Genomic DNA, 25211 nt, shown 5'->3' with positions numbered 1-25211 from the left:
TTGGGCAGCCACGACCATCACGGTCATCACCACCATGATCATGGCGACCATGGTCACGACCACGGTCACGGCCATGTCCATGCCCCTGCGAATTTCGGCAAGGCATTCGCGATCGGCATTGCGCTCAACATCGCGCTGGTGGTGGCCGAGGCGGTCTACGGCTATGTCGGCAACTCCACCGCCCTGCTCGCGGACGCCGGCCATAATCTGTCCGACGTGCTCGGCCTGGTCGTGGCCTGGGGCGCGTCGATCGCTGCGCAGCGGGCGCCGAGCGGCCGCTTCACCTACGGATTTCGCGCCTCCACCATTCTGGCGGCGCTGGCCAATGCGGTGTTCCTACTGGTCGCGACCGGCGCGATCGGCTGGGAGGCGATCCTGCGCCTGCGCGAGCCGGAGCCGGTCGCGGGCGTCACCGTGATGGTGGTCGCCGGCATCGGCATCCTCATCAACGGTTTTACCGCCATGCTGTTCGCAAGCGGGCGCAAGGACGACATCAACATCGAGGGCGCGTATTTGCACATGGCGGCCGACGCTGCGGTCTCGCTCGGCGTCGTAGTGTCGGCGGCACTGATCATCTGGACCGGCTGGCTCTGGCTCGACCCCGTCACCAGCCTCGTCATCTGCGCCACTATCCTGTGGAGCACGACCAGCCTGTTGCGCGGCTCCGTCGACATGTCGATGGCGGCAGCACCCAAGGGCACCGACCTCGCCGCGATCAGAGCCTTCTTGCTCGCGCGTCCCGGCGTCTCGGCGATCCACGATCTCCATGTCTGGCCGATCTCGACCACCGAGACGGCGCTGACCTGCCACCTCGTCATGCCCACTGGGGCCGGCGATGCCTTCCTGATGGAAACGGCGCAGCTCCTGAAGACGACCCATCGCATCGGCCACACCACGCTTCAGGTCGAGACCCATCCGGACAATGGCTGCGCGCTGGCGCCGGATGATGTGGTGTGACCGCGTCTATGCCTCGCCGCGCTCGGCCCGCTCGGCCTTGGCCCCGGCCCTGAGCCAATCGAACAGCACACTCCCCAGGATCGCGCTCGAGCCGGCGAGGAAGGGAATGACGTAATACGCGTAGCGATTGAGCCCATAAACGAGGAAGGTCGGAAATGCGGCGCTGGCCAACGCCAGCAGGATCATCAAACTGCCGCCGGCGACGAGGCGGCCGGTCGGCCACCGAACCAAACCCGCATGGCTCGCAGGGACGCCAATCAGAAGCACGAGAGCGAGGCCGAGTGTCGCCGAGGACAGCCACCAGATCGGACCCGGGAAATCGTCGTATTCGGTCGAAACCTGCACCCCGCAGCACAGCGCGACCAGCTCCGAGTTGGGCGCGTAGCCACGCGCAAAAAGGCGGTTCAAGGTGAGCTGAAGCCGATCCGCAGAGAGCAGCCGCGACAGTGGCCGCCAGGGTTTGTAGTAGTCGTGAACCAACTGTCCGGACTTCAACCCGGTCGGGCTGCCAAAGAACGGGAACCTGTCGCGGTCCATGAAATATTCGTAGCCCTGCGGATTGGGCGTCCGCCGCGCAACCGAATTTGCGTCGAACAGCAGGAAGTACATTTCCCGGAGAAAGTGCTTCGTGAGGTGTCGATAGAGCGTCGACGGCGTCGTCAGCGTTTCGACGAACGCACGACCCGCTCGATATCCACTTCGCTGTCGCCGGGCTTCGCCAGCCGGTGTATCGCGCCGAACGGCCACTGATAGACACCGGTGTCGGGCCATCCCTGAGGAGTGTCCGCAGCCCGCATCTGCTCGACGTATCCCCGCGCCTGCGCCTTCCGGTCGAGATGAACGCCGTGCTCGAAATCGCCGGAATAGCCGACCACGAAGGCCATCGCGGCCACGATCTCGTTGCCGGCGGGGCGTTTGCCGATCGCCAAGTTGATCGCCGCCGGCGTCAGGTAGACGGCCGAAGCGAAAAGGCCTGCCAGTGCAAGCACGCCAAGCCGGCGCAGGAGCCCTGCGTCCAGCACCACCACCAGCCACAACAGAATGACCGCGGCCTGACCTATCGCGGCCGACCGGCATGTCATCACGGCGCCGAGCGTCAAGCCCACGGCCGCTGCGGCCGGCAACGCCGGCCATTTCCTGAAGGCGGCACCCGCGGCGATGAAAGCCGCAAGACTGACCAGGAAGTTGGAGATCGTCTCCGCACCAATCGTGTTGTCGTAGTGGACGATGCGGCCGTGCAACGCCGCCAGACAAAAGGCCACGAGCGGGAAGAAACGCGGCGCGCCGGCAAAACGCACGATCCCTGCAACAAAAAGCGCAGTGCCGACGCTCATCAGGTGCTGCGCGATGACGAAGACGAGGATGTGCGGGCCGAACAGTTTTGACAGCAGCACAAGGAAGGCGGCCACGCCGTACGGCCGCTTCATCATATCCTCGAGATATTGTCCTCTCAGGATGGATTCGGCCTGTATGATATAGGCCGCGCTGTCCTCATGGATGAAGTGATCCGGCCAGTTCATCAGGAAAGCAAGATGAACCATCAAGACCAGGCCGATTGCGCAAACCCAGACCCAGAACCACGCAATAGAGACTGCCCATCGGGGCAAGGCGGACCAAAGACCAGTGCGCTGGTTCTGTGCTGGATTCATCTTCAATGCTCGCAACCGGGAGTTCGGGGGCGACTACGTCGCCTTCGCGGTCACGATCCAGATCGCGCCCTGCAACGCGACGCTCTGCCCCTTCTGGAACGGCGCGAGCATCTCACGGATCGAGGCTTTTGCGGCCGCGTACGTCTCCGGCGGATGTCCCTGCAGCGCGCGGCTGGCGGGGCCGATCTGCAAGGCGCCGTCAACCGCGGCATCGAGGCCGCCGCCGATCGCGACATCCATCGCCAGATTGTGCGGGTCCATCGCCATGTCGACGAAGCCCGCCCCCTTCAGGATGCGCATCACACGCTCCTCCGAGGCGAACGCGAACGGGCCCGGCTCCTCCGGCCCGACCGGCGGCATCTTCGGCACGTGCTTGTAGACCGCCATCAGCGGCGCCATCATCCACGGATTTTCCTTCGGCTCGCGCCAGCAGGCGAAGGCGAGCCGTCCCGAGGGTTTCAGCGCCCGGCGGAGATTGGTGAAGGAGGCAATGGGATCGGCGAAGAACATCACGCCGAAGCGCGAGGTCAGCAGATCGAAGCTCGCCGGCTCGAACGGATGCACCGTTGCATCCGCCAGCACGAAATCGAGCGGCAGGCCTTTTGGCGCGAACGCGCGCGCCTGCGACAGCATCGGCTCGGACACATCGAGGCCGAGCGCGAACCCATCGGGCGCCACCGCCTTGGCGAACGCGAACGTCGTCGCACCGGAGCCGCAGCCGACATCGAGGACGCGCTCACCGGGCCTCGGCTTGGCGCGCTCGATCAGCGCATCGGCGATCGGTCCGAGCAGGCACTCCTGCGCCGCGTGGCGATCGGCCCAGCGCGGGCCGCTCGGGCCGTTCCAATAGGCGATCTGGTCGGCGTTTTGCTCGTGTCCGTTTGGCTGCTGCATGGTGTTCCCGGTCATTCCCATTCGCGATGCCCATCGCGGTTTTGCAACCGCACAGGGGCGATACCACGTCGGGATGGCGGGCGCACCCCTTCAAGGATTCAAGGCGTGTCGCGCGCCGGGGCCGGAATTACGAGATTGCGATGGTCGAACGGCCTCGGCTCATGCGACGCGCTTCGCGCAGGCACGCCCGGCAGCAATAGCGATAAATGAAATCAAGCAGCGCACACATTGGACCAACCCCTCCGTTGTGACTTGCAAGTCGATCATGGCGCGGGCTGGCCCGGACGCCTGTGACGTTGGTCACATAGGGGGCTTTGCCTTGATGGCATGCTCTGGACTATTCTGGTCACATTGCGATTTGGGGCTGCAATGGGCGCGTTTCGTTTTTTTCTATTTTCATTGACTGCGGCCCGGCGCACGCGGAAAAGCGCGTCGCCCTGGTGATGGGCAATTCCGCCTACAAGAGCGCGCCTCGGCTGACCAACCCGGTGAACGACGCCTCGGCGGTCGGCGGCATGTTGAAGAAGGCCGGGTTCGACCTCGTCGACATCAAGCTCGATCTCAATGCCGCCGAGATGCGGCGGGCGCTGCGCGACTTCGGTGGCAAAGCGCGTGAGGCCGACGTCGCGGTCATCTATTATGCCGGTCACGGGATCGAGTTGGATGGCAACAATTATCTCGTTCCGACCGACGCCGCGCTGGAAACCGATACCGATGTCTTCGACGAGACGCTGCCGTTGGACCGCGCTTTGTTCGCGGTCGAACCGGCCAAGCAGCTTCGCCTCGTCATCCTCGATGCCTGCCGCGACAATCCCTTTGCCAAGACCATGAAACGCACGATCGCCGCGCGCGCCATCGGCCGCGGTCTCGCTAAGGTCGAGCCGACCAGCCCGAACACCATGGTCGCCTTCGCGGCGAAGGCGGGCTCGACGGCCTCGGACGGCAACTCCAAAAACAGCCCGTTTGCCGCAGCGCTGGTCGAACGCCTGCCGACGCCGGGGCTCGACCTGCGCAAGGCCTTCGGCTTCGTTCGCGACGATGTCCTCAAGGACACCGGCTACAAGCAGGAGCCTTATGTCTATGGCTCGCTGGGCGGCGACGACGTGCCGCTGGTTGCGACGAAACCGGTCGTCGCCGGCCCCCAGGCCAACCCCGACAGTGAGATCCGGCGAGACTACGAATTGGCGCTTCAGCTTGGGACACGCGACGGATGGACCGCCTTCCTCAACCGCTTTCCGAGCGGCTTCTATACCGATCTCGCGAAAGGCCAGTTGAACAAGATCGCTGCCGAAGAAACCCGCGCGACCACGGCGGACAAGGCCCGGCAGGCGGAAGAGGAGAAGGCCCGGCTCGCAGCCGAGCGCGCCACCAAGGCCGAGCAGGAGAAGGCGGCGGCCGCGGCCAAGGCGGCCGAGGACAAGCGTCTCGCCGCCGAGAAGGCCAAGCAGGTCGAGGAAGCCAAGGCGGCCGCAGCCGAGCAACGCCGGAAAGAAGCCGAGGCGGCAGTCGCGAAGGCAATGGCCGAGAAGCAGGCTGCCGAGAAGGCGCTGGCCGAGAAACTCGCGAGCGACAAGGCCGCAGCTGAGCTCGCCGCCAAGCAGGCCGCCGAGAAACAGGCCTCCGCCAACACGGAGCAGAAAGTGGCAGCGGTTGCGCCCTCTTCGACTCTGCCGGCGATGTCGCCGCAGGAAACGACAAAGCTGGTGCAGTCGGAGCTCCGCCGTGTCGGCTGTCTGACGGCTTCCGCAGACGGCGATTGGAATGCCTCGTCACAACGTTCGCTGGCGCTATTCAACAAATATGCCGGCACCAAATTCGATGCCAAGCTCGCGAGCTTCGATGCGCTGAACGCGATCAAGGCCAAGCCCGGCCGCTTCTGCCCGCTGATCTGCGATCGCGGCTTCAAGGCAGACGGCGACACATGCACCAAGATCGCCTGCCGCGCCGGCTACCGCGTCAATGACGACAATGAATGCGAGAAGGTGCAGGACAAGAAACCGGTTGCGACGCGCGAGGACGCCAAGAAGCGGGATACTGAGCGCAAGCAAACGGAAGCCAAACCATCCAAGCCTCAGGCAAGCGGGCAGCTTATATGCGGCAACGCAGGCTGTCGTCCGGTCAAATCGGGATGCCGGGTCGAGAGTGGGAGCTCGTCGGGTGCGGGATCGGTCGGATACAGGGAAGTGTGTCCCTAACTCTTCGGCAGCTTCAGGAGTTTAGCCGGGTCGAATTTTGGTGCCGGCCTGTTCGGCCCCAGAGTTGGCTGTTCTTCACTTTCCTGGTGCCAGCATTCCGCTCCCTCTCTAATCGTTGCCGATCTCGCTCAAGGCCGCCCCCCGCGTGCATTTCATTGGGCCACCGCCTGTTGCGCAGGTGGATATGCCTGCGGTGCACGTCGCTCCCGGTCGCATCGTGCCTGTCGAAGTGAACGCCGCGGGCGCAGCGCGGCGAAGGCGAGTCTTGCAAACTGGAACATCTGTCCTCGTCGAGTGGTCTGATTGCTGTTCGACCTTTTGGCGTCGACGTTGAAGTGTTGCCTCGCTTTCGAGCAAAGGCTGGTGGGCGGTCACGGATTCGAACCGCGGACCCTCTCGGTGTAAACGAGATGTCCTAACCAATTAAGCTACCCCCTTGCCGTAGACATCACCGAAGCCTGCGCAGCCGGTCTCACCTGTGCGCATTGCGCCGCATTGGTTTCACCGAACGGCCACATCGAAATCAGATGCCAACCAGATTTCATCGATAGGTTTCGCCATTCCTCAAACTGGAAAAGGCATGACCATGCGCAGCTTCACGGCATCCGTCATCGTTGCAGCTCTCTGTCTCGGAACACCGGCTCTGGTGCAGGCACAGGGCGCATCGTCGCAACCCGGCGCGGAACAGCCGTCCACGCAGTCCAGCACGGAGATCCGGAGCATACAGGTTGTGGACGTCAAGGAATTGCAGCCGGCCGTGCGCGCGAAGGTCGATGAACTCGTGGCGCACACAAGTGACAAGGACATCCAGTCGCTCCGGCAGTCCATCGACGCCACACCGCAAGCAGCCTCCGTGCTCAAGGCCAAGGGCTTGAGCTCGTCGCAAGTCGTCGCGATCAACATCGCCGACGGCGTCCTGACGATGTTCACCAAGACAGCCTGACATCAGGCGGGGTTCCAGGCCGAGGCGTTGCGCAGCGGCGGCGAGCACGATCGCCGCCGCTTCGGGCGCGCTCGGCCCTTGCTCCGACACCCGCCGAGGCGCTAAAGAGGCGCCGTGGGGCGGTTAGCTCAGCTGGTTAGAGCATCTCGTTTACACCGAGAGGGTCCGCGGTTCGAATCCGTGACCGCCCACCAGCCTTCGCTCGCTTCGCGAGCTACGGCTCGGCAAGCCAGCAACTCGGCAAGCCAGCATTAGTGCTCGTGGCGCGAAGCGAGCGCAGACTGCCGCGCCGAAAGCCCAACGGGCGAAGGCGGGCTTTGAGCCGCGAGCTTCGGCTCGGCAAACCAACCTCAATCCTGTGGCCTCCCCGGCAGCAGCGGCACCGCGTCGATCCACACCGCCGCGGACTGGCACCAGATCTGCCTGACGGGGCGCAATTTGTCGCGCTGGCGGATGCTGCCCCACCGGATGCCCCAATCGTCGGCCTGGTCGCCCTCGCCGCTGGTGAACAGCGGGGAACCGCAATCGGCGCAGAAGTGCTGGAAGCGCATCCGGCCGTTGTCGCCGCGCTTGCCGTAGATCTTTGGAGTACCGCCAGTCAGGCGGACATCAGCGCCGGCACAGACGGCCGTCACCCGGAACGGCGAGCCGGTCAGCGTCTGGCAATCGGTGCAGTGACAGACCGAGACCTCCTCCGGATCGACCTCGGCCTCAAAGGTGATTGTCCCGCAATGGCATTGCCCGTCGATCTGCATCGGCCTCCTCCCCTTGCCCGCAAAACAAAAACGGCGCCCGAAGGCGCCGTTCTATCATCTTTTCGCTGAGCCTCAGTGAGCGGTCAGGCCGCCGGCGGCTTCATCGCCGTCCGGCTTCACCGTCACCTTGGTGTCCTCTTCCCAGACGATCGGCACAGGCTTCTTCACCAGCGCCTTGGCGACGACGTCGTCGAGGCGCGAGACCGGGATGATCTCCATGCCGCCCTTGATCGCATCGGAAATCTCCGTGAGATCCTTGGCGTTGTCCTCGGGGATCAGCACCGTCTTGATGCCGCCGCGGGCCGCAGCCAGCAGCTTCTCCTTCAGGCCGCCTATCGGCAGCACGCGGCCGCGCAGCGTGATCTCGCCGGTCATCGCGACATCGTGGCGGACCGGGATGCCGGTCATGACCGAGATGATCGCGGTGGCCATGGCGACGCCCGCGGACGGGCCGTCCTTCGGCGTCGCGCCCTCAGGCACGTGCACGTGGATGTCGCGGCGGTCGAACATCGGCGGCTCGATGCCGTAGTTGATCGCACGCGAGCGGACGTAGGACGCCGCCGCCGAGATCGACTCCTTCATCACGTCACGCAGATTGCCCGTGACCGTCATCTTGCCCTTGCCGGGCATCATGACGCCTTCGATGGTGAGCAGCTCACCGCCGACATCGGTCCAGGCAAGGCCGGTGACGATGCCGACCTGCGGCTCGCTCTCGATCTCGCCGAAGCGGTACTTCGGCACGCCGAGCAACTCTTCCAGAGTCTTCTCGGTGACCTTGACCGACTTCTTCTTGGAGATCATCAGCTCCTTCACCGCCTTGCGGGCGAGTGTGGAGAGCTCACGTTCCAGATTACGCACGCCCGCTTCGCGGGTGTAGCGGCGGATCAAAAGCAGCAGCGCGTCGTCGTCGATCGAGAACTCCTTGGAGTCCAGGCCGTGCTTGGACACCGCGTTCGGGATCAGATGCTTGCGCGCGATCTCGACCTTCTCGTTCTCGGTGTAACCCGCGATCCGGATGATCTCCATGCGGTCCATCAGCGGGCCGGGAATATTGAGCGTATTCGCGGTGGTGATGAACATCACGTTGGACAGATCGTAGTCGACCTCGAGATAGTGGTCGTTGAACGTCCCGTTCTGCTCGGGGTCGAGGACCTCGAGCAGAGCCGAGGACGGATCGCCGCGGAAATCGGCGCCCATCTTGTCGATCTCGTCCAGCAGGAACAGCGGATTGGACGACTTCGCCTTCCGCATCGACTGGATGATCTTGCCGGGCATCGAGCCGATATAGGTGCGGCGGTGACCGCGGATCTCGGCCTCGTCGCGCACGCCGCCGAGCGAGACGCGCACGAACTCACGCCCCGTCGCCTTCGCGATCGACTTGCCGAGCGAGGTCTTGCCGACGCCGGGAGGCCCGACCAGGCACAGGATCGGGCCCGTGAGCTTGTTGGCGCGTGACTGCACCGCGAGATACTCGACGATACGTTCCTTGACCTTCTCCAGTCCGTAGTGATCGGAGTCCAGGATGGCCTGCGCCGCTTCCAGGTCCTTCTTCACCTTGGACTTCTTGTTCCACGGGATCGACAGCAGCCAATCCAGATAGTTGCGCACGACGGTCGCTTCCGCGGACATCGGCGACATCTGGCGCAGCTTCTTCAATTCATGCTGCGCCTTCTCGCGCGCTTCCTTGGAGAGCTTGGTCTTGGCGATTTTCTCTTCGAGATCGGCGAGCTCGTCGCGACCGTCGTCGTCGCCGAGTTCCTTCTGGATCGCCTTCATCTGCTCGTTGAGATAATACTCGCGCTGGGTCTTCTCCATTTGTCGTTTGACACGAGAACGAATCCGCTTCTCGACCTGCAGCACCGAGATCTCGCTCTCCATCAGGCCCAGCACCTTCTCCAGGCGCGTGGTGACGGACAGCGTCTCCAGGATACCTTGGCGATCCGCGATCTTGACGGCGAGATGCGAGGCAACGGTATCGGCGAGCTTGGCGAAATCGGTGATCGCCTGCACGACGCCGACGACCTCGGCCGAGATCTTCTTGTTGAGCTTCACATAGCTCTCGAAGTCGGACACGACCGAGCGCGACAGCGCTTCCGCCTCGACCGACTTCGCATCGGTGTCGGCCAGCGCAATGGCGGTCGCTTCGTAATAGTCGGCGCGATCGGTGTATTTCTGCACGCGCGCACGCTCGAGCCCTTCGACCAGCACCTTCACGGTGCCGTCGGGAAGCTTCAAGAGCTGCAGCACGCTGGCAAGCGTACCGGTCTCGTAAATGGAGTCGGGCGCCGGATCATCGTCGGACGCGTTCTTCTGCGTCGCGAGCATGATCAGCGCGTCGTTCTTCATCACCTCTTCGAGCGCGCGGATCGACTTCTCGCGACCGACGAAGAGCGGAACGATCATGTGCGGGAAGACGACGATGTCGCGCAGCGGCAGCACGGGATAGGCGTGCGTTTCGCCATGAACGATGGTTGGCCTGGGTTTTGGATTAGTCATGGCCTTTTCCTTTTGCTTTGCCCCCTTGCACGCAGCCCGCCATGCTCATGCGCAACCGCCACAAGGTGCCGAGGTGATCCGCAAAACCGATCGGTCCGTTTTTCGCGTTGGACCGGCTCGCCGGATCGGAACTGAGGCGAATCTGGAAGAGAATTTTCGCTCGCCGCCGACATTAGGTGGCTATCGACCCGGGGGGTGTCAAGTCATTGAAAAACGCGCGCCATCAGGCGCTTACGCAACGCGGTAAGCGACGCAACATCGGCTGCGGAGATACACTTCCGCAGCCCACTTTGGGGATACAATTGGAGCGTTCCAGCGCCGAAAGATCAGGCGCTGGCGTTCTCGACGGCGCGATCGGACCGATCGGCGTAGATGTAGAGCGGACGCGCCGTTCCTTCCACGACTTCGCGCGAAATCACGACCTCTTCCACACCTTCCAGGCCCGGCAGATCGAACATGGTCTCGAGCAGGATCGCCTCGAGGATCGAACGAAGGCCCCGCGCACCGGTCTTGCGCTCGATCGCCTTGCGGGCAACCGCGCCAAGCGCCTCGTCGGCGAAGGTCAGCTCGATGTTCTCCATCTCGAACAGCCGCTGGTACTGTTTCACCAGCGCGTTCTTCGGCTCGGTGAGGATCTTCTTCAGCGAGGCCTCATCGAGGTCCTCGAGCGTCGCCACGACCGGCAGACGGCCGACGAACTCGGGGATGAGGCCGTACTTGAGGAGGTCCTCAGGCTCGACGTGACGGAAGATCTCGCCGGTCCGGCGGTCTTCCGGCGCCATCACCTGGGCCGCGAAGCCGATCGAGGTCGACCGTCCGCGCGCCGAGATGATCTTCTCGAGGCCGGCGAAGGCGCCGCCGCAGATGAACAGGATGTTGGTGGTATCCACCTGCAGGAACTCCTGCTGCGGATGCTTGCGGCCGCCCTGCGGCGGGACCGAAGCCACCGTGCCTTCCATGATCTTGAGCAGCGCCTGCTGCACGCCCTCACCCGACACGTCGCGCGTGATCGAGGGGTTGTCGGACTTGCGGCTGATCTTGTCGATTTCGTCGATGTAGACGATGCCGCGCTGGGCGCGCTCGACATTGTAGTCGGCGGCCTGGAGCAGCTTCAGGATGATGTTCTCGACGTCCTCACCGACATAGCCGGCCTCGGTCAGCGTCGTCGCATCGGCCATGGTGAACGGCACGTCCAGGATGCGGGCGAGCGTCTGCGCGAGCAGCGTCTTGCCCGAGCCGGTCGGACCGATCAGCAGGATGTTCGACTTCGCGAGCTCGACGTCGTTGTGCTTGGTCTGGTGGTTGAGGCGCTTGTAGTGATTGTGCACCGCGACCGACAGGACCTTCTTCGCATGGCTCTGGCCGATCACGTAGTCGTCCAGGACCTTGCAGATTTCCTTCGGCGTCGGAATGCCGTCGCGCGACTTGACCAGCGAGGATTTGTTTTCCTCGCGGATGATGTCCATGCAGAGCTCGACGCACTCGTCGCAGATGAAGACCGTGGGACCCGCGATCAGTTTGCGGACTTCGTGCTGGCTCTTGCCGCAGAACGAGCAATATAGCGTGTTCTTGGAGTCGCTCGTGCCGACCTTACTCATTCATGTCTCCGTCCGCGGTTCGATCCCGTTCCGCTCGATCGCTCCATTCCGACACGAGGGTCGGCATGAAGCTTAAGTAGAGCAAATTCCGTACCAAAAAAGACCCTACGCGTTACATCCCGTGCGAATCACGGTCACTCGATTCTCCGCGATCATAGCCGATCATTCGTAGCCAACCATGCTGTCACCCGACTATCAAGAATTCGCTAATCGGGGCTCGCCGGCTACCCGTGACAATACCGTGATTTCCGGTCTTGGCACGGGCGAAGTGATCGAAATCACCCCGGCGTTGCTGGATTGCCACGAAAAACAAGCACGAAAGCGGAACCTTCTGCTTGTCGCAGGGCGCAAAACACCGTTTTGCGACGCGCGCACGCGTCCATAGCGTGAACGCCACCTGATGGTAACAGGCGATCCCAAGGAATTGCCCAAGGGCCTAACAAGGGATCGCCGCAGCCCCAGTAGTGCTACGGGGTCTTCGCCGCCGCCGGTTCCTCGGCGCGCTTGTCGATGACCCTATCGACCAGGCCAAACTCCTTGGCGTCGTTCGCGGTCAGGAACTTGTCGCGCTCCAGCGCGTCCTCGATCGACTTGTAAGTCTGGCCGGTGTGCTTGACGTAGATCTCGTTGAGCCGCTTCTTCAGGTTCAGGATTTCCTGCGCGTGCAGCATGATGTCGGTGGCCTGGCCCTGGAAGCCGCCGGAGGGTTGATGCACCATGATGCGCGCGTTCGGCAGCGAGAAGCGCATGTCCTTCTCGCCGGCGGCGAGCAGCAGCGAGCCCATCGAGGCCGCCTGCCCCGTGCACAGCGTCGAGACCGGCGGGCGGATGAACTGCATGGTGTCGTAGATCGCAAGGCCCGACGTCACCACGCCGCCCGGCGAGTTGATGTACATCGAGATTTCCTTCTTCGGATTTTCCGCCTCGAGGAACAACAACTGTGCGACGACCAGCGTCGACATGCCGTCCTCGACCGGGCCGGTCAGGAAGATGATGCGCTCCTTCAAGAGGCGCGAGAAGATGTCGTAGGCGCGCTCGCCACGGTTGGTCTGCTCGACCACCATGGGCACGAGGTTCATGTAGGTTTCAACCGGATCGCGCATGAGTCACCTAGGGTTTTAAGAGGCGGACATCGCCAGTCTTGACTGCCAGTTTGGGCTGGATCTGCTGAAGGCCGATGGACGTCCTGTGATGCAGGAACTTGGTAGAGATAGAAAGGCGTACCGACAGATATAGCCCAATTCGCTTCTGACAAGTGCGGAGCGCATTAAGGCTTAATCGGTCGGGCAGTTGAAGCTGATTCGTACAAAGAGGCCCAGCCGGCCATCTGGCTAGCTGGGCCTCTTCGCTGATCATCCTTAATAGATGACTGCCTCAAGCTCTTCAGGCAGCGGTCCTTTCGGTTTCGTCGTCCTTGTAGAGGTCCTCGCGCGAGACCTTCTTCTCGGTCACGTTGGCGAGCTCGAGGATGAAGTCGACGACCTTGTCCTCATAGATCGGTGCACGGAGCTGGGCCAACGCCTGGGCGTTGCTGCGGTAATAGTCCCAGACTTCCTTCTCGCGGCCGGGCATCGAGCGGGCGCGCTCGATCACGGCGCGGCCGACCTCGTCGTCGGTCACGGTGATCTTGTTCTTCTCGCCGATCTCGGAGAGCACGAGACCGAGCCGCACGCGGCGGTCGGCGATCTTGCGGTACTCTTCCTTGGCGGCGTCCTCAGTGGTGTCCTCGTCGGCAAAGGTCTTGCCGGCGGAATCCATCTCGGCCTTGACCGAGTTCCACATCAGATTGAACTCCTCGTCGACCAGCGAGGGCGGCGCCTCGAAGCGATGAGCTTCGTCGAGGCGGTCGAGCAGCGCGCGCTTGACGCGCTGGCGCGTCGCGCCGGCGAACTCGACGTTCAGACGCTCGCGCGCGGCTTCCTTGAGCTTGTCCAGCGATTCCAGGCCAAGCGTCTTGGCGAACTCGTCGTCGATCGCGATGTCCTGCGGCGCCTCGATCGAGGTCGCGGTGGTCTCGAACTCGGCGGGCTGGCCGGCGAGCTTGTCGTTCATGTAGTTCTTCGGGAACGACACCTTCAGCGTGCGGGTCTCGCCGGCGCCGATTCCGGTGAGCTGCTCCTCGAAGCCGGGGATGAAGGTGTTGGAGCCGATCACGACCTGGATGCCTTCGCCGGTGCCGCCCTCGAAGACTTCGCCGTTGATGCTGCCCTTGAAGTTGATGGTGACGCGGTCGCCGGACTCGGCCTTGGCGCCCTCGGCCTTCGCGGCATAGCCGCGGTTGGTATCGGCGATGCGCTTGATCGCCTCGTCGACGTCGGAATCGGTGACGTCGGCCACGGGCTTCTCGACCTGGAAGGTCTTGAAGTCGGCGAGCGCGATCGCCGGCACCACCTCGATCGCGACCGTGTAGGTCAGATCGGTCTTGCCGCTCAGCAGCTCCTCGACCTCGGCCTGCTCGCTCGGCATGGTGATCTTCGGCTCGGTCGCAAGGCGGAAGCCGCGCTCGGAGAACAGCTGCGTGTTGGTGTCGCGGATGGTCTGGTCGATGGTCTCGGCCATCACCGAGCGGCCGTAGACCTTCTTCAGGTGAGTGACCGGCACCTTGCCGGGGCGGAAGCCGTTGATGCGGACCTTGTCCTTGAGGTCGACGAGCTTGGCACCGGCCTTGGCGTCGAGATCAGACGCGGGAACGCTGATCTTGAACTCGTGCTTCAAACCTTCCGAGAGGGTTTCTGTGACCTGCATGGCGTCCAATCTTCTTCCCGTTCGGTCCCGGCGCGCATGCGTCGGGACGCTGTCATTAATCGATCCGGCGCGAGGCAAACGCCTCAACGCCGGTGCTTCATCGAACCGGCTCCCGGCGGACAAACATCCGCGCAAAAGCAGGTCTCGTAATCCGTGCAAACGCGATAAGCGCTTGGTGCGGGCGGAGGGACTCGAACCCCCACAACTTTCGTCACTGGAACCTAAATCCAGCGCGTCTACCAGTTCCGCCACGCCCGCGTAAATTTGCATCTAGACCGGCCGCGATGCCGCGGGCGGCCGGGCTTATAACATGTGCCTGACTGTTCGCAGCAAAAAAATGGCCCGATGGAGGCAGGCTTTACGTAGGCACGATGGCTGGACTTATCCAGCGTGGCGTGGTCGGGATCGGCCCATGAAAACGCGGTTCTTCGACCCGACCCGACGTGAGCTTTTGGCCGGCCTCGCCGCCGGGCTTGGCACCGGGCTTGGAGCCTCGGCGGCCGGGCTGGTCGCCAGCAGTGCCGCGCCGGCCCTGACCGCCCAGCTTTCCCTTCAGGCAAGGCCGCAAACCCTGGCTCTCAGGCCGGGTCAGCCAGCTACACCAATCTGGGAGCTGGCCGCCATAAGCCACATCGGAAACGTCCGTCTCAAGCGAGGCGACCACTGCGAGGTGGTGTTTCGCAACAACCTGCCTGTCCCACTTGCCCCAGCCTGGTACGGCCTCAATGGCCCGGCCGCGGCGGACCCGCTGCGCGGGCGCGCGCCCGCTCCGCCGGGCGCGACCGAAACCTCAATTATTTCAGTACCAAGCGCGGGAACCCTGCTGGCGGACTTCCGCCTCTTCGAGGACGTCCTGACGCGGCCTGCGCGCCCGCTTCCGGTCATCGCACAGGAGGCAAACGCGGGCGCCGTCGATCGCGACGAGGTCCTGCTGATCGAGGAGTGGCGGCTGCGGCCGGACGGCACCGCACTCCCCCCGGGACGTGCCCCAAAGGACGCGACGCCGCTCTATACGCTTAACGGACAGACTTCATTTGAACTCTCAGCTGCAGCTGGTGAGCGTTTGCGGCTGCGCTTGATCAACGGCTCCCAACGCACTGTTCTGGCGATCAAATTGGAGAACCACGACGTCCGGGTGATGGCCATGGACGGACAACCAGCCGAACCGTTCCCGGCGCGCAATGGCGCTCTGGTCCTGGCCCCAGGCGGGCGTGCCGATGCCATTGTGGATGCGGCCAGCTCGGCCCCGATTCTGCTCCATGACGGCAAGGAGGCGCACCAGATCGGCTCGCTCGCGGTCTCCGGCAGGCTGGAGCGCCGCGCGCCGCTGTTGCCGCCGCAGCCGCTCCCTTCCAACGACCTGCCCGACAAGCTCGATCTCCGAGGCGCCCTGCGGTTCGATGTCGCGCTCGGCGCAGCCGATGCTGGATGGGCACGATGTGCCGACTTCTCCAGATCCTCCGCCCCGGCCTTCCGCGCCAAGCCCGGCCGCACCGTCGTACTGGCCCTCAAGAACACAGGCCCGGTGACGATCGTCTTCCACCTCCACGGCCACCACTTCCGCCTGCTCGACAAGCTCGACGACGGCTGGAAGCCGTACTGGCTCGACACGCTCGCGATCGAGCCCGGCCAGACCCAGCGCATCGCCTTCGCGGCGACCGCATCCGGACAATGGCTGATCGAATCCGTCGTCACGGACTGGGCCGCGCCGCGGCTGGTGCGCTGGTATGGGGTGGAGTGAGTTTTTGTAGGATGGGTAGAGCGCAGCGAAACCCATCGCCACGGTATCGGGATTTGGGATGATGGGTTTCGCTGCGCTCTACCCATCCTACCCGACGTAGCACAGCTCAGTACTCAACCCCCAGCGCATCATAGATCCGCCGGTGCACGGCCGGCAGCGTCTCGGTGAGATCCTCCGCGATCAGGCCCGGCCCGGCTTCGCGTCCCGCCTCGCCATGCATCCACACGCCGATGCTGGCGGCCTCGAACGCCGGCACGCCTTGCGCCAGCAGCCCTGCGATGATGCCGGCGAGGACGTCGCCGGCGCCCGCGGTGGCGAGCCAGGGCGGCGCGTTGGCGGCGATGGTGGCGCGGCCATCGGGGGCGGCGATCGTGGTGTCGGGTCCCTTCAGGAGCACGACGGCGCCGGAGCGCTCGGCGGCATCGCGCACGCGCTCCAGCTTGGAGCGGCCCGGAAATTTGTTGCTGAGGTCGGAGAACAGGCGCGGAAACTCGCCCTCGTGCGGGGTCAGCACCACCGCATTGTCCTGGGAGGCCTTGATCGATTCGAACAGGCGCTCGGGGGTTGCGGCAAAGCTCGTCAGGGCATCGGCATCGAGCACCAGACGACGCTGCGCGCCGAGCACGGTGTGAACGAGATCGCAGGTGCGCTCACCGATGCCCGCGCCGGGGCCGATCATGCAGGTGTTGTAGCGCTTGTCGCCGAGCAGCTCGCCGAACTCGACGACGGTGTCGACGGGGCGAACCATGACCGCCGTGAGCGCGGCCGCGTTGATCGCGAGCGCATCGCGCGGGCTCGCCAGCGTCACAAGGCCCGCACCGGCGCGCAGCGCCCCGCGCGCGGCGAGCCGTGCAGCGCCGGTCGCCGCCGCATCGCCGGAGACCGCCAGCACATGCCCCCGCGCGTATTTGTGACCGTCGATGCGCGGCACCGGGAACGCGGCGCCCCAGACATCCGGATCGTCCTCGAACGTCTGCGGCGCGATCTCGTCGAGCACCTGCGCGTCGATGCCGATGTCGGCGACGCGCACGCGGCCGCAATGCATCCGGCCGGGCAGCAAGAGATGCGCCGGCTTCTTGCGGAAGAAGGTGACGGTTTCGGTGGCGTTCACCGCCGCGCCCATCACCGCCGCGCTGGTGCCGTTGATGCCGCTCGGCAGGTCGACCGCGAGCACGGGGGCGCCGTTGGCGTTGATCGCCTCGATCATCGCGCGCGCCTCGCCATCGACGGGGCGGCTGAGGCCTGCGCCGAACAGCGCATCGATGATCAGCGCCGGCCGTCCGATCGCCTGTGGATTGAACGGGAGCACCGGCTGCTTCCAGCCGCGCGCCGCGGAGGCCGCATCGCCCTGGAGCTGGTCGCGCTCGCACATCAGGATGACCGAGACCTCCCGCCCCTGCGCGGCGAGCTCGGCGGCTGCGACAAAACCATCACCGCCATTGTTGCCGGGGCCGGCCACGATCAGGATCGGCCCCTCCTCCACCAGCGCCTGGGCAGCCTCGGTGACCGCCTGGCCCGCGCTCAGCATCAGCTTGAATCCGGGCGTGCCTGCCGCGATGGTGAGCTGGTCGGCGCGCTGCATTTCAGCGGTGGTCAGAACTTCCATGCCACTTCCCTGGTCCAAACGCCTTTTCAATAGGCACGTTCCGTGCCGCCCCACCCTTGGGAATGTCGATCTGCACACATATTGAACCGTTTGCCTATTTCGTAGTCTTCGGTATTTTGTGCAGGTCGGCACCACTACTCAGAGATGCTCGTTAAAAGGCTGATAACGCTCCAATAATCAGGGCATTTGCAACTTGGCATAGACCCTGCTTTCGAGGAAGCCGCTTCGGTTCGTCGTGCTCACTGGCATTTATCAGAGTGTGGCCGGCCGTTGTTGCCGGACTGGTCAGGGATCCCGGCATAGCGAAGACAAGATCGTGCGTTAAGAAAAGCGCATCCTGACGAAGACGTTGCTATTTGATCGAAAGGCCGGGAGGCGCGCAGTGAAGAAAATCGAAGCCATCATCAAGCCATTCAAGCTCGACGAGGTGAAGGAAGCGCTTCAGGAAGTCGGCCTTCAGGGCATCACAGTCACCGAAGCCAAGGGCTTTGGCCGGCAGAAGGGGCACGCCGAGCTCTACCGCGGCGCAGAATACATCGTCGACTTCCTGCCCAAGGTGAAGATCGAGATCGTGATCGGCGACGATCTGGTCGAGCGCGCCATCGACGCGATCCGCCGCGCCGCGCAAACCGGTCGCATTGGCGATGGTAAGATCTTCGTCTCCAACATCGAAGAGGCGATCCGCATCCGAACCGGCGAATCCGGGCTGGACGCTATCTGAGCCGGGTGCTATCCCGAATTTTGCGACACTCCGACTAGAAAGAAGGCTGCTTCGGCGGCCTGATTTCGTTTGTGCGGTCGCGCAAAACTCGCCCGAGCGAGAATAATTTTGCTCATCTGGAAACCGACCCGCAGAGCCAAAAGGGGTATGCATGAAGACCGCCAAAGACGTCCTGAAATCGATCAAGGACAACGACGTCAAGTACGTCGACCTGCGCTTCACCGATCCGCGCGGCAAGTGGCAGCATGTGACGTTCGACGTCAGCATGATCGACGATGACATCTTCGCCGAAGGAACGATGTTCGACGGCTCCTCGATCGCCGGCTGGAAGGCGATCAACGAGTCCGACATGTGCCTGATGCCCGATCCGGTCACCGCGACGATCGACCCGTTCTTCGCCGAGACCACCATGGTCATCACCTGCGACGTGCTCGAGCCGACCACCGGTGAGCCCTACAACCGCGACCCCCGCGGCATCGCCAAGAAGGCCGAGGCCATGGTGAAGTCGATGGGCGTGGGCGACAGCGTGTTCGTCGGCCCCGAGGCCGAGTTCTTCGTGTTCGACGACGTGCGCTATTCGGCCGAGCCCTACAAGACCGGTTTCCGCCTCGACTCCTCGGAGCTGCCGACCAACTCCGACACCGAATATGAAGGCGGCAATCTCGGCCACCGCATCCGCACCAAGGGCGGCTACTTCCCCGTCCCGCCGCAGGACTCGGTGCAGGACATGCGCTCGGAGATGCTGGGCGCCATGGCCAAGATGGGCGTCAAGGTCGAGAAGCATCACCACGAGGTCGCTTCCGCCCAGCACGAGCTCGGCATGAAGTTCGACACGCTGACGCTGATGGCCGACCACATGCAGATCTACAAGTACTGCATCCACCAGGTCGCGCACATCTACGGCAAGACCGCCACCTTCATGCCGAAGCCGATCTTCGGCGACAACGGCTCGGGCATGCACGTGCACCAGTCGATCTGGAAGGACGGCAAGCCGGTGTTCGCCGGCAACAAATACGCCGACCTGTCGGAGACCTGCCTGCACTACATCGGCGGCATCATCAAGCACGCCAAGGCGATCAACGCCTTCACCAACCCGTCGACCAACTCCTACAAGCGTCTGGTCCCGGGCTATGAGGCCCCCGTGCTGCTCGCCTACTCCGCGCGCAACCGCTCGGCCTCCTGCCGCATCCCCTACACCGCTTCGCCGAAGGCCAAGCGCGTCGAGGTGCGCTTCCCCGATCCGATGGCCAACCCCTATCTCGGCTTCGCCGCGATGCTGATGGCCGGCCTCGACGGCATCAAGAACAAGATCGATCCGGGTCCGGCGATGGACAAGGACCTCTACGACCTGCCGAAGGAAGAGCTGAAGCAGATCCCGACTGTCTGCGGCTCGCTCCGCGAGGCGCTGGAAAACCTCGACAAGGACCGCGGCTTCCTCAAGGCCGGCGGCGTGTTCGACGACGACTTCATCGACGCCTATATCGAGCTGAAGATGACCGAAGTCGCCCGCTTCGAAATGACCCCGCACCCGGTCGAGTTCGAAATGTACTATTCGGGCTAAAGCGGCCCGGAAAGACACGACACGCGAAAGGCGCCCTCCGGGGCACCTTTTTGTTTTGAGGCGTAAGATGGGTAGAGCCCTTGCGAAACCCATCATCTCGTTCCGTGGAAAACCGATGGGTTTCGCTGCGCTCTACCCATCCTGCTCGGCCCGCTACCAGGTCGCCGTAAAAGCCTTCTGCAGCTCGGCCGCCCCCGTCACGCCGCCCGCTATCAGCAATTGCGTGAGCACCCGCGCCTTCTGCGGATTGAGGTCCTCGGACACGACGAACCCGTTCTTGTCGTCGTCGACCTCGACGTTCCGCGTCACGAAGCCCGATCGAACCCGCGTCGAGCGAACCACGATGACGCCCTTCTTCGCCGCCGCTTCGAGCGCATCGAGCGCCGCCTTCGAGGTGTTGCCGTCGCCGACGCCGGCCAGCACGATGCCCTTGGCGCCGTGCGCAATGGCATCCTCGATCGGAACGGCGTCCATGTTGGCGTGCGAGTACACGATCGCAACGCGCGGCAATTGCTCGCCGGCCGGGAGCTGATAGGTCGCGCGCTTGAGACCTTGAGCCTGTGCCATGAAGCGAATGCCGCCGGCGGTGTCGACATAGCCGATCGGCCCGTCATTGGCCGAGCTGAACGTCTCGATGCTGGTGGTGTTGGTCTTGGTGACCGAGCGCGCGCCCTGGATCTTGTCGTTCAGCACCGCCATCACGCCGCGCCCACGCGAGCGCGGGTCGGCCGCCACCTGCACGGCTTCGTAGAGATTGCCGGGGCCGTCGGCGCTGACGGCCGTCGCCGGCCGCATCGAGCCGACGATCACCACCGGCTTGTCGCCGCGCACCACGTTGTCGAGAAAGAACGCGGTCTCCTCCAGCGTATCGGTGCCGTGGGTGATGACGACCGCATCGGCCTCGTTCTTGTCGAAGGCCTCCTGGATGCGACGTGCCAGCGCAAACCAGACCTTGTCGTTCATGTCCTGGGATCCGATCGACGAAATCTGCTCGGCGTTCAGCTTCGCGAGCTTGTCCAGCCCCGGCACCGATTGCATCAGCTGCTCGCCCGTGATCTGGCCGGATTTGTACGCGCCGGTCGCACGCGCGTCGGCCTGGCCTGCGATGGTGCCGCCGGTCGCGAGCACGAGAATGCGCGGCAGGCCGGCAGCCATCGCGTCCTTGCCCGATTCCGCGGCCTCCGCCGCGGCGATCCCCCACGACCAAAGTGCGAAGGCGATCAGCGGAACGGCGAGGATCGATGGCCGATTTCGGCGGTGGATTGCGGGTCTGGCGGCATGCTTCGTCATCGAATTCTCCTCCCGTTCAAGTTGGGAGCGATATTCGATACGCCCAATGAGGCCGAAGATGGTCCTCTCAATGCTTATGGCTAAGGATTGTCCCGCCGCGGCATAAAATGGTCGAGCAAGCCCGTCGGCAGCGGAAAGACGACAGTCGACGACCGTTCGCCCGCGATGTCGTGCAGGGCCGCGAAGTAACGCAGCTGCATCGCCTGAGGCTCCTGCGCGAGAATCCGGCCGGCCTCGACGAGCTTTTCGGCAGCCTGCTGCTCGCCCATCGCATTGATCACCTTGGCGCGCCGCAACCGTTCCGCCTCGGCCTGTTTGGCAATCGCGCGCACCATGGTTTCGTTGATATCGACGTCCTTGATCTCGATCCCGGTCACCTTGATGCCCCAGACGTCGGTCTGCTTGTCGAGGATCTCCTGGATGTCGGCGTTCAATCTGTCGCGCTCGGCCAGCATCTCGTCGAGCTCGTGCTTGCCGAGCACCGAGCGCAACGTTGTCTGCGCGAGCTGACTGGTGGCGGCCATGTAATCGCCGACCTTGATGATGGCCCGTTCGGGGTCGACGATGCGGAAGTACAGAACGGCGTTGACCTTTACGGACACGTTGTCCCGCGAAATCACGTCCTGCGGCGGCACGACCTGCACCATCACCCGGAGGTCGACCTTGACGAGTTGCTGCACGACCGGAATGAGGATGATGAGGCCCGGGCCCTTCACGCCGGTAAAACGGCCGAGCGTGAAGATGACGCCACGCTCGTATTCGCGCAGGATTCGAATAGCCTGGGATAGAAACATGATGACAAGCAGCAGAAGCGCCGCATAAGTCAGGTATTCCAGCATCATGATGTACCTCCCTCACCGGTCCTGGCCGGTGCGCGCCGTATCAGCAGCGTCAGGTCGACGACGTTCGCGACTTCGACCGTCTCTCCGGGCTTGAACGTTTCGGCCCCGCGCGCCTGCCAGCGCTCGCCATGGGCGAAGACGTGACCTTCGCTCCCACTCCAGTCGAGAACCTCGGCGGGCAAGCCTCGCATCGCCTGCGCGCCGACCCGTTCCGGAGCCCGGGCGGCACGCCGAAGCGAACCAAGCACGACCAGAGCAAAGCCGGCGAACACGGCTGCCGTGATGCCGATCACCCACCATGACAGGTGGTAACCGGGCGCCTCGACCCTGAAGAGCATCAGCGCTCCCAGCACAAAAGCGATGATCCCCCCGAGACCGATCACCACGGTCGGATTGAAGGCTTCGACGGTGAGAAGCACGATGCCGACCAGCATCAGGGCAAGGCCGGCATAGTTGATCGGCAGCAAATTGAGCGCATAGAGACCGATCAGCAGGCAGATCGCGCCGACCACGCCGGGGGCGACGGCTCCGGGAGACATGAACTCGAAGATCAGGCCGTAGATGCCGACCATCAGGAGAATGAACGCCACATTCGGATCGGTGATGACCGCCAGGAAGCGGGATATCCATCCGGGGTCGATGGCTTCGACGACCGCATCCTTCGTCGCAAGACGTTGCGTCTTGCCGCCTGCAACCTCGACCACGCGGCCATCGAGCTGCCTCAGCAATTCAGGCTGATCGCGCGCGACGAGTTCGATGGCATGGGACTGCAGCGCGCCGTTGGCAGAGAGAGTGGCGGCCTCGCGGACCGCCTTCTCCGCCCAGTCCGCATTGCGGCCACGCAGCTCCGCAAGGCTGCGGATGAAGGCAACCGCGTCATTGGTCACCTTTGCCGTCATCGCATCCTTGAACTGATCCTTGGGCTCGCTCTGCTGGTCCCCGTCCTTCTTGTCCTTGCCGCCCTTGTCCGGTGTACCGCTCGGCAGCCCCGGCAGCGGTCCGCCAATCTGCACCGGCGTTGCCGCACCGATATTGGTGCCTGGCGCCATCGCCGCGATGTGGGTCGCATAAAGGATATAGGTCCCCGCGCTCGCCGCGTGGGCGCCGGAGGGAGCGACGTAACCGACGACAGGAACGGGCGAGGCCAGCACATCCGCAATGATCTCGCGCATGCTGGAATTGAGACCGCCGGGCGTGTTGATTCTCAGAAGCACGACCTCGGCGCGCCGTTCGCTTGCCTTGGCCAAGGCCTCCTTCACGTAACTGGCCGACGCAGGGCCAATGGCCCCTTCGATCGACACAATCAGTGCAAGGCGGCTCTTCTCCTCCGCTGAGCTGGGAAGGAGGCAGCAGATCAAAGCAACGACGCCAATCGCCGCAACGAGGGCCGCCTTCATGGTCTGCACGGCAGGGCTCCCTTGCAGAGCATATGGTGTTCGCCTCTCGAACCTCAATGCAGCCGTGTGCTGGTGCAGGCCCCTGTCCTGATTGTGCGATGCAATGGAAACCGCCCCGTAGATCGGTTGAGCACGGGGCGGTGGCGGGCGGACCATGCCTTGAGCTGATCCGCCCACGCATTCCGTGCTGCTAGCGCCGCGCGATCCGCACCCCGTCCGTCCCGATCGCGCCGAACGTGCTCGCGATGATCTCAGCTGTCTGCTGCATGCCGCCGAGCGACCAGTGTGTGGGCTCCTGCTCCTCGATCCTGACCCAGACGTTGCGGCGGAAATCCGGGCTGCCCTGCCCTTCGACCTCGACCAGGAGGTCGGTGACGCGTTCGAGCAGCGTCTTCTTCTGCGCGGCATCCAGAATGCCGCGGACGGTGGAAATGGTGACGTAAGGCATGTCTCTCTCCAATCATGTCGGGTGACGACGGCGGCAGATTGGACCGGACACTCTTCGCAGGGCAGTGGCGGATAAGACAGAGATCAGGCAATTTCCGCCAGGCGCTCGCGGACCCGATCGGCTAGGATCGCGGCATCAACGCCAGGGGGGTCCCATGAAGCTCGCAATTCTGGCACTGGAAGGCTGCATGCATTCGGCGATCGCCGGCGTCGCCGACATCCTGTCGCTCGCCAATCACGTCATGCAGCAGAGCGGCGCAAAATCCGACTTCAGCTGGCAGACGCTTTCGCTCGACGGCAAGCCCGTGTGCGCCGGCGGCGGCCGGATGGTCGCGGTCGATGGCGGGATCGGGCAACGCACTCGCTTCGACGCGATCCTCGTCCCCGGCAATCTCGTCGATCATGTCACCGCCGAGCGCCTGCAGCCGCAATATGACCGCGCCGGCGCCTGGCTCCGGCAGCAGCACGCGAACGGCCGCCTGATCGGCGCGTTCTGCAGCGGCGTGTTCCTGCTGGCCGGCGCCGGTCTGCTCGACAACCGCCGCGCCACCATCACCTGGTGGCTGCAGGGCGAGCTGCGGCAGCGTCATCCCTGCATCGACCTCGCCCCGGATGCCGTCGTCACCGTCGCGGATCGCATCGTCTGCGCAGCCGGCCCGATGTCATGGGTCGACCTCCTGCTCAGGCTGATCGAGATGGTCGAGGGCAAGGAGACCGCAAGATTATGCGCGGACTACGCCGTCATCGACACCGCGCAGCGCACCCAGTCGATCTTCATGCCGGTCGGCTATCTGCTCTCGCAGGACCCGCTGCTGACCAGGGCCGACCTCCTGGTTCGCCGCACCGGCAAGAGCGCGATGACGGTCAAGCGCCTTGCCGGCGCACTCGGTCTCAGCGAGCGCACGCTGAACCGGAAATTTCGGGAGCTCACGCACGAGCCGCCGCAGGCCTTCATCATGCGCCGCCGCGTCGAGCACGCGCGCACGCTGCTGGAGACGACGACGCAGCCGATCAAGGCGATCGCGCGCACGACCGGCTATGAGGACGAGAGCAGCTTTCGCAAGGCGTTCCGCAAGCTCACCTTGATGTCACCGCAGGCCTATCGCGCGCGACGGATGGAGCGGACGATGTGAGGCGCCGTCGAGTCATCCGCTTTCGTTCCACATCCGACTCTACTTTGTTCTCAAAGAACAAATCAGAGCCGCAAAAATCAGGGCGGACCAATTCCTACTGATTGGTTTACATAGGGCGGATCAGCCGAGGGCGTAATCCGCCGACTGCTGGTGACGCTCACGCGCTCTCCAAAGTCGCCATCCGTGCTGCCGTCTCTTCCCCAGTCCTCCGGAAATAATCCGGACTGTACGTCTCGGGGCT

21 protein-coding genes and 2 tRNA genes are annotated in these 25211 nt (G+C 64.0%); 9 read left to right on the top strand and 14 right to left on the bottom strand.

What is annotated here, in order from left to right; all coding sequences use genetic code 11:
- Positions 1-957, top strand: coding sequence for a cation diffusion facilitator family transporter (locus GA0061098_RS30965; RefSeq protein ID WP_165637709.1), 957 nt, complete (start codon positions 1-3; stop codon positions 955-957).
- 6 nt (positions 958-963) lie between these two features.
- On the opposite strand, the gene GA0061098_RS30960 is transcribed toward GA0061098_RS30965, so the two are convergent.
- The 3 genes from GA0061098_RS30960 to GA0061098_RS30950 form a co-directional block, all read right to left on the bottom strand.
- Entirely contained in the window at positions 964-1494 is a 531-nt protein-coding gene (locus GA0061098_RS30960) for a hypothetical protein (RefSeq protein ID WP_129590990.1), read from the bottom strand.
- A gap of 122 nt (positions 1495-1616) precedes the next feature.
- The gene (locus GA0061098_RS30955; protein ID WP_091965277.1) at positions 1617-2498 is read right to left on the bottom strand and encodes a hypothetical protein; all 882 of its coding nucleotides are present in this window, start codon (positions 2496-2498) and stop codon (positions 1617-1619) included.
- A gap of 141 nt (positions 2499-2639) precedes the next feature.
- Positions 2640-3500, bottom strand: a complete 861-nt coding sequence (locus tag GA0061098_RS30950) for a class I SAM-dependent methyltransferase (protein ID WP_091965309.1) — start codon at positions 3498-3500, stop codon at positions 2640-2642.
- 443 nt (positions 3501-3943) lie between these two features.
- Between GA0061098_RS30950 and GA0061098_RS30945 the strand changes: the two genes are divergently transcribed.
- The 3 genes from GA0061098_RS30945 (at position 3944) to GA0061098_RS30935 (ending at position 6832) form a co-directional block, all read left to right on the top strand.
- Positions 3944-5695: a caspase family protein gene (locus GA0061098_RS30945; protein ID WP_129590992.1), complete on the top strand. Its 1752-nt coding sequence runs from the start codon at positions 3944-3946 to the stop codon at positions 5693-5695.
- A gap of 580 nt (positions 5696-6275) precedes the next feature.
- Positions 6276-6638, top strand: coding sequence for a hypothetical protein (locus GA0061098_RS30940; RefSeq protein ID WP_018320121.1), 363 nt, complete (start codon positions 6276-6278; stop codon positions 6636-6638).
- A gap of 117 nt (positions 6639-6755) precedes the next feature.
- Positions 6756-6832, top strand: a tRNA-Val gene (locus GA0061098_RS30935).
- 156 nt (positions 6833-6988) lie between these two features.
- Here the strand turns inward: GA0061098_RS30935 and GA0061098_RS30930 are convergent.
- The 3 genes from GA0061098_RS30930 to clpX form a co-directional block, all read right to left on the bottom strand.
- A complete protein-coding gene (locus tag GA0061098_RS30930) occupies positions 6989-7393 on the bottom strand; it encodes a GFA family protein (RefSeq protein WP_091965276.1) in 405 nt (134 codons plus the stop codon).
- A 72-nt stretch (positions 7394-7465) separates the two neighbouring features.
- Positions 7466-9889 (bottom strand): endopeptidase La, encoded by a 2424-nt coding sequence (gene lon, locus GA0061098_RS30925; RefSeq protein ID WP_091965275.1) that lies wholly within the window; start codon positions 9887-9889, stop codon positions 7466-7468.
- Between the two features lie 326 nt (positions 9890-10215).
- A complete protein-coding gene (gene clpX / locus GA0061098_RS30920) occupies positions 10216-11487 on the bottom strand; it encodes an ATP-dependent Clp protease ATP-binding subunit ClpX (RefSeq protein ID WP_091965274.1) in 1272 nt (423 codons plus the stop codon).
- Between the two features lie 178 nt (positions 11488-11665).
- Between clpX and GA0061098_RS44160 the strand changes: the two genes are divergently transcribed.
- Entirely contained in the window at positions 11666-11872 is a 207-nt protein-coding gene (locus GA0061098_RS44160; protein ID WP_129590989.1) for a hypothetical protein, read from the top strand.
- Positions 11873-11954: 82 nt separating this feature from the next.
- On the opposite strand, the gene GA0061098_RS30915 is transcribed toward GA0061098_RS44160, so the two are convergent.
- The 3 genes from GA0061098_RS30915 to GA0061098_RS30905 all read right to left on the bottom strand — a co-directional run bounded on the left by GA0061098_RS30915 (position 11955) and on the right by GA0061098_RS30905 (position 14490).
- Positions 11955-12590: an ATP-dependent Clp protease proteolytic subunit gene (locus tag GA0061098_RS30915; protein WP_091965273.1), complete on the bottom strand. Its 636-nt coding sequence runs from the start codon at positions 12588-12590 to the stop codon at positions 11955-11957.
- Positions 12591-12870: 280 nt separating this feature from the next.
- Positions 12871-14232: a trigger factor gene (tig, locus tag GA0061098_RS30910; protein WP_091965272.1), complete on the bottom strand. Its 1362-nt coding sequence runs from the start codon at positions 14230-14232 to the stop codon at positions 12871-12873.
- Positions 14233-14405: 173 nt separating this feature from the next.
- A tRNA-Leu gene (locus GA0061098_RS30905) sits at positions 14406-14490 on the bottom strand.
- 154 nt (positions 14491-14644) lie between these two features.
- On the opposite strand from GA0061098_RS30905, the gene GA0061098_RS30900 reads away from it, so the two are divergent.
- The gene (locus GA0061098_RS30900) at positions 14645-15973 is read left to right on the top strand and encodes a multicopper oxidase family protein (protein WP_091965271.1); all 1329 of its coding nucleotides are present in this window, start codon (positions 14645-14647) and stop codon (positions 15971-15973) included.
- Between the two features lie 106 nt (positions 15974-16079).
- On the opposite strand, the gene GA0061098_RS30895 is transcribed toward GA0061098_RS30900, so the two are convergent.
- Positions 16080-17579: an NAD(P)H-hydrate dehydratase gene (locus GA0061098_RS30895; protein WP_091965270.1), complete on the bottom strand. Its 1500-nt coding sequence runs from the start codon at positions 17577-17579 to the stop codon at positions 16080-16082.
- Positions 17580-17961: 382 nt separating this feature from the next.
- On the opposite strand from GA0061098_RS30895, the gene GA0061098_RS30890 reads away from it, so the two are divergent.
- Both GA0061098_RS30890 and glnA read left to right on the top strand, forming a co-directional pair.
- Positions 17962-18300: a P-II family nitrogen regulator gene (locus GA0061098_RS30890; RefSeq protein ID WP_007603495.1), complete on the top strand. Its 339-nt coding sequence runs from the start codon at positions 17962-17964 to the stop codon at positions 18298-18300.
- Positions 18301-18451: 151 nt separating this feature from the next.
- On the top strand, positions 18452-19861 hold the full coding sequence (gene glnA / locus GA0061098_RS30885) for a type I glutamate--ammonia ligase (protein WP_018320110.1): 1410 nt from the start codon (positions 18452-18454) through the stop codon (positions 19859-19861).
- A gap of 153 nt (positions 19862-20014) precedes the next feature.
- On the opposite strand, the gene GA0061098_RS30880 is transcribed toward glnA, so the two are convergent.
- From GA0061098_RS30880 to GA0061098_RS30865, 4 genes are all read right to left on the bottom strand, one after another.
- On the bottom strand, positions 20015-21151 hold the full coding sequence (locus GA0061098_RS30880) for an asparaginase (protein WP_091965269.1): 1137 nt from the start codon (positions 21149-21151) through the stop codon (positions 20015-20017).
- A gap of 80 nt (positions 21152-21231) precedes the next feature.
- The gene (locus tag GA0061098_RS30875) at positions 21232-21993 is read right to left on the bottom strand and encodes a slipin family protein (RefSeq protein WP_018320108.1); all 762 of its coding nucleotides are present in this window, start codon (positions 21991-21993) and stop codon (positions 21232-21234) included.
- On the bottom strand, positions 21990-23399 hold the full coding sequence (locus GA0061098_RS30870; RefSeq protein WP_091965268.1) for an NfeD family protein: 1410 nt from the start codon (positions 23397-23399) through the stop codon (positions 21990-21992). The genes GA0061098_RS30875 and GA0061098_RS30870 overlap by 4 nt, the downstream gene beginning before the upstream one ends.
- A gap of 181 nt (positions 23400-23580) precedes the next feature.
- Positions 23581-23838: a tautomerase family protein gene (locus GA0061098_RS30865; RefSeq protein WP_091965267.1), complete on the bottom strand. Its 258-nt coding sequence runs from the start codon at positions 23836-23838 to the stop codon at positions 23581-23583.
- 154 nt (positions 23839-23992) lie between these two features.
- Here GA0061098_RS30865 and GA0061098_RS30860 point away from each other — a divergent pair, with 154 nt between their 5' ends.
- Complete coding sequence (locus tag GA0061098_RS30860) at positions 23993-24970, top strand: GlxA family transcriptional regulator (protein WP_091965266.1); 978 nt, start codon at positions 23993-23995, stop codon at positions 24968-24970.
- The last annotated feature ends 241 nt before the right edge of the window (positions 24971-25211 follow it).

The organism is Bradyrhizobium shewense, from assembly GCF_900094605.1.
Lineage (GTDB): Bacteria > Pseudomonadota > Alphaproteobacteria > Rhizobiales > Xanthobacteraceae > Bradyrhizobium > Bradyrhizobium shewense.
Note: the sequence above shows the minus strand (reverse complement) of the source record. Positions and strands in the feature narration are given on the sequence as shown.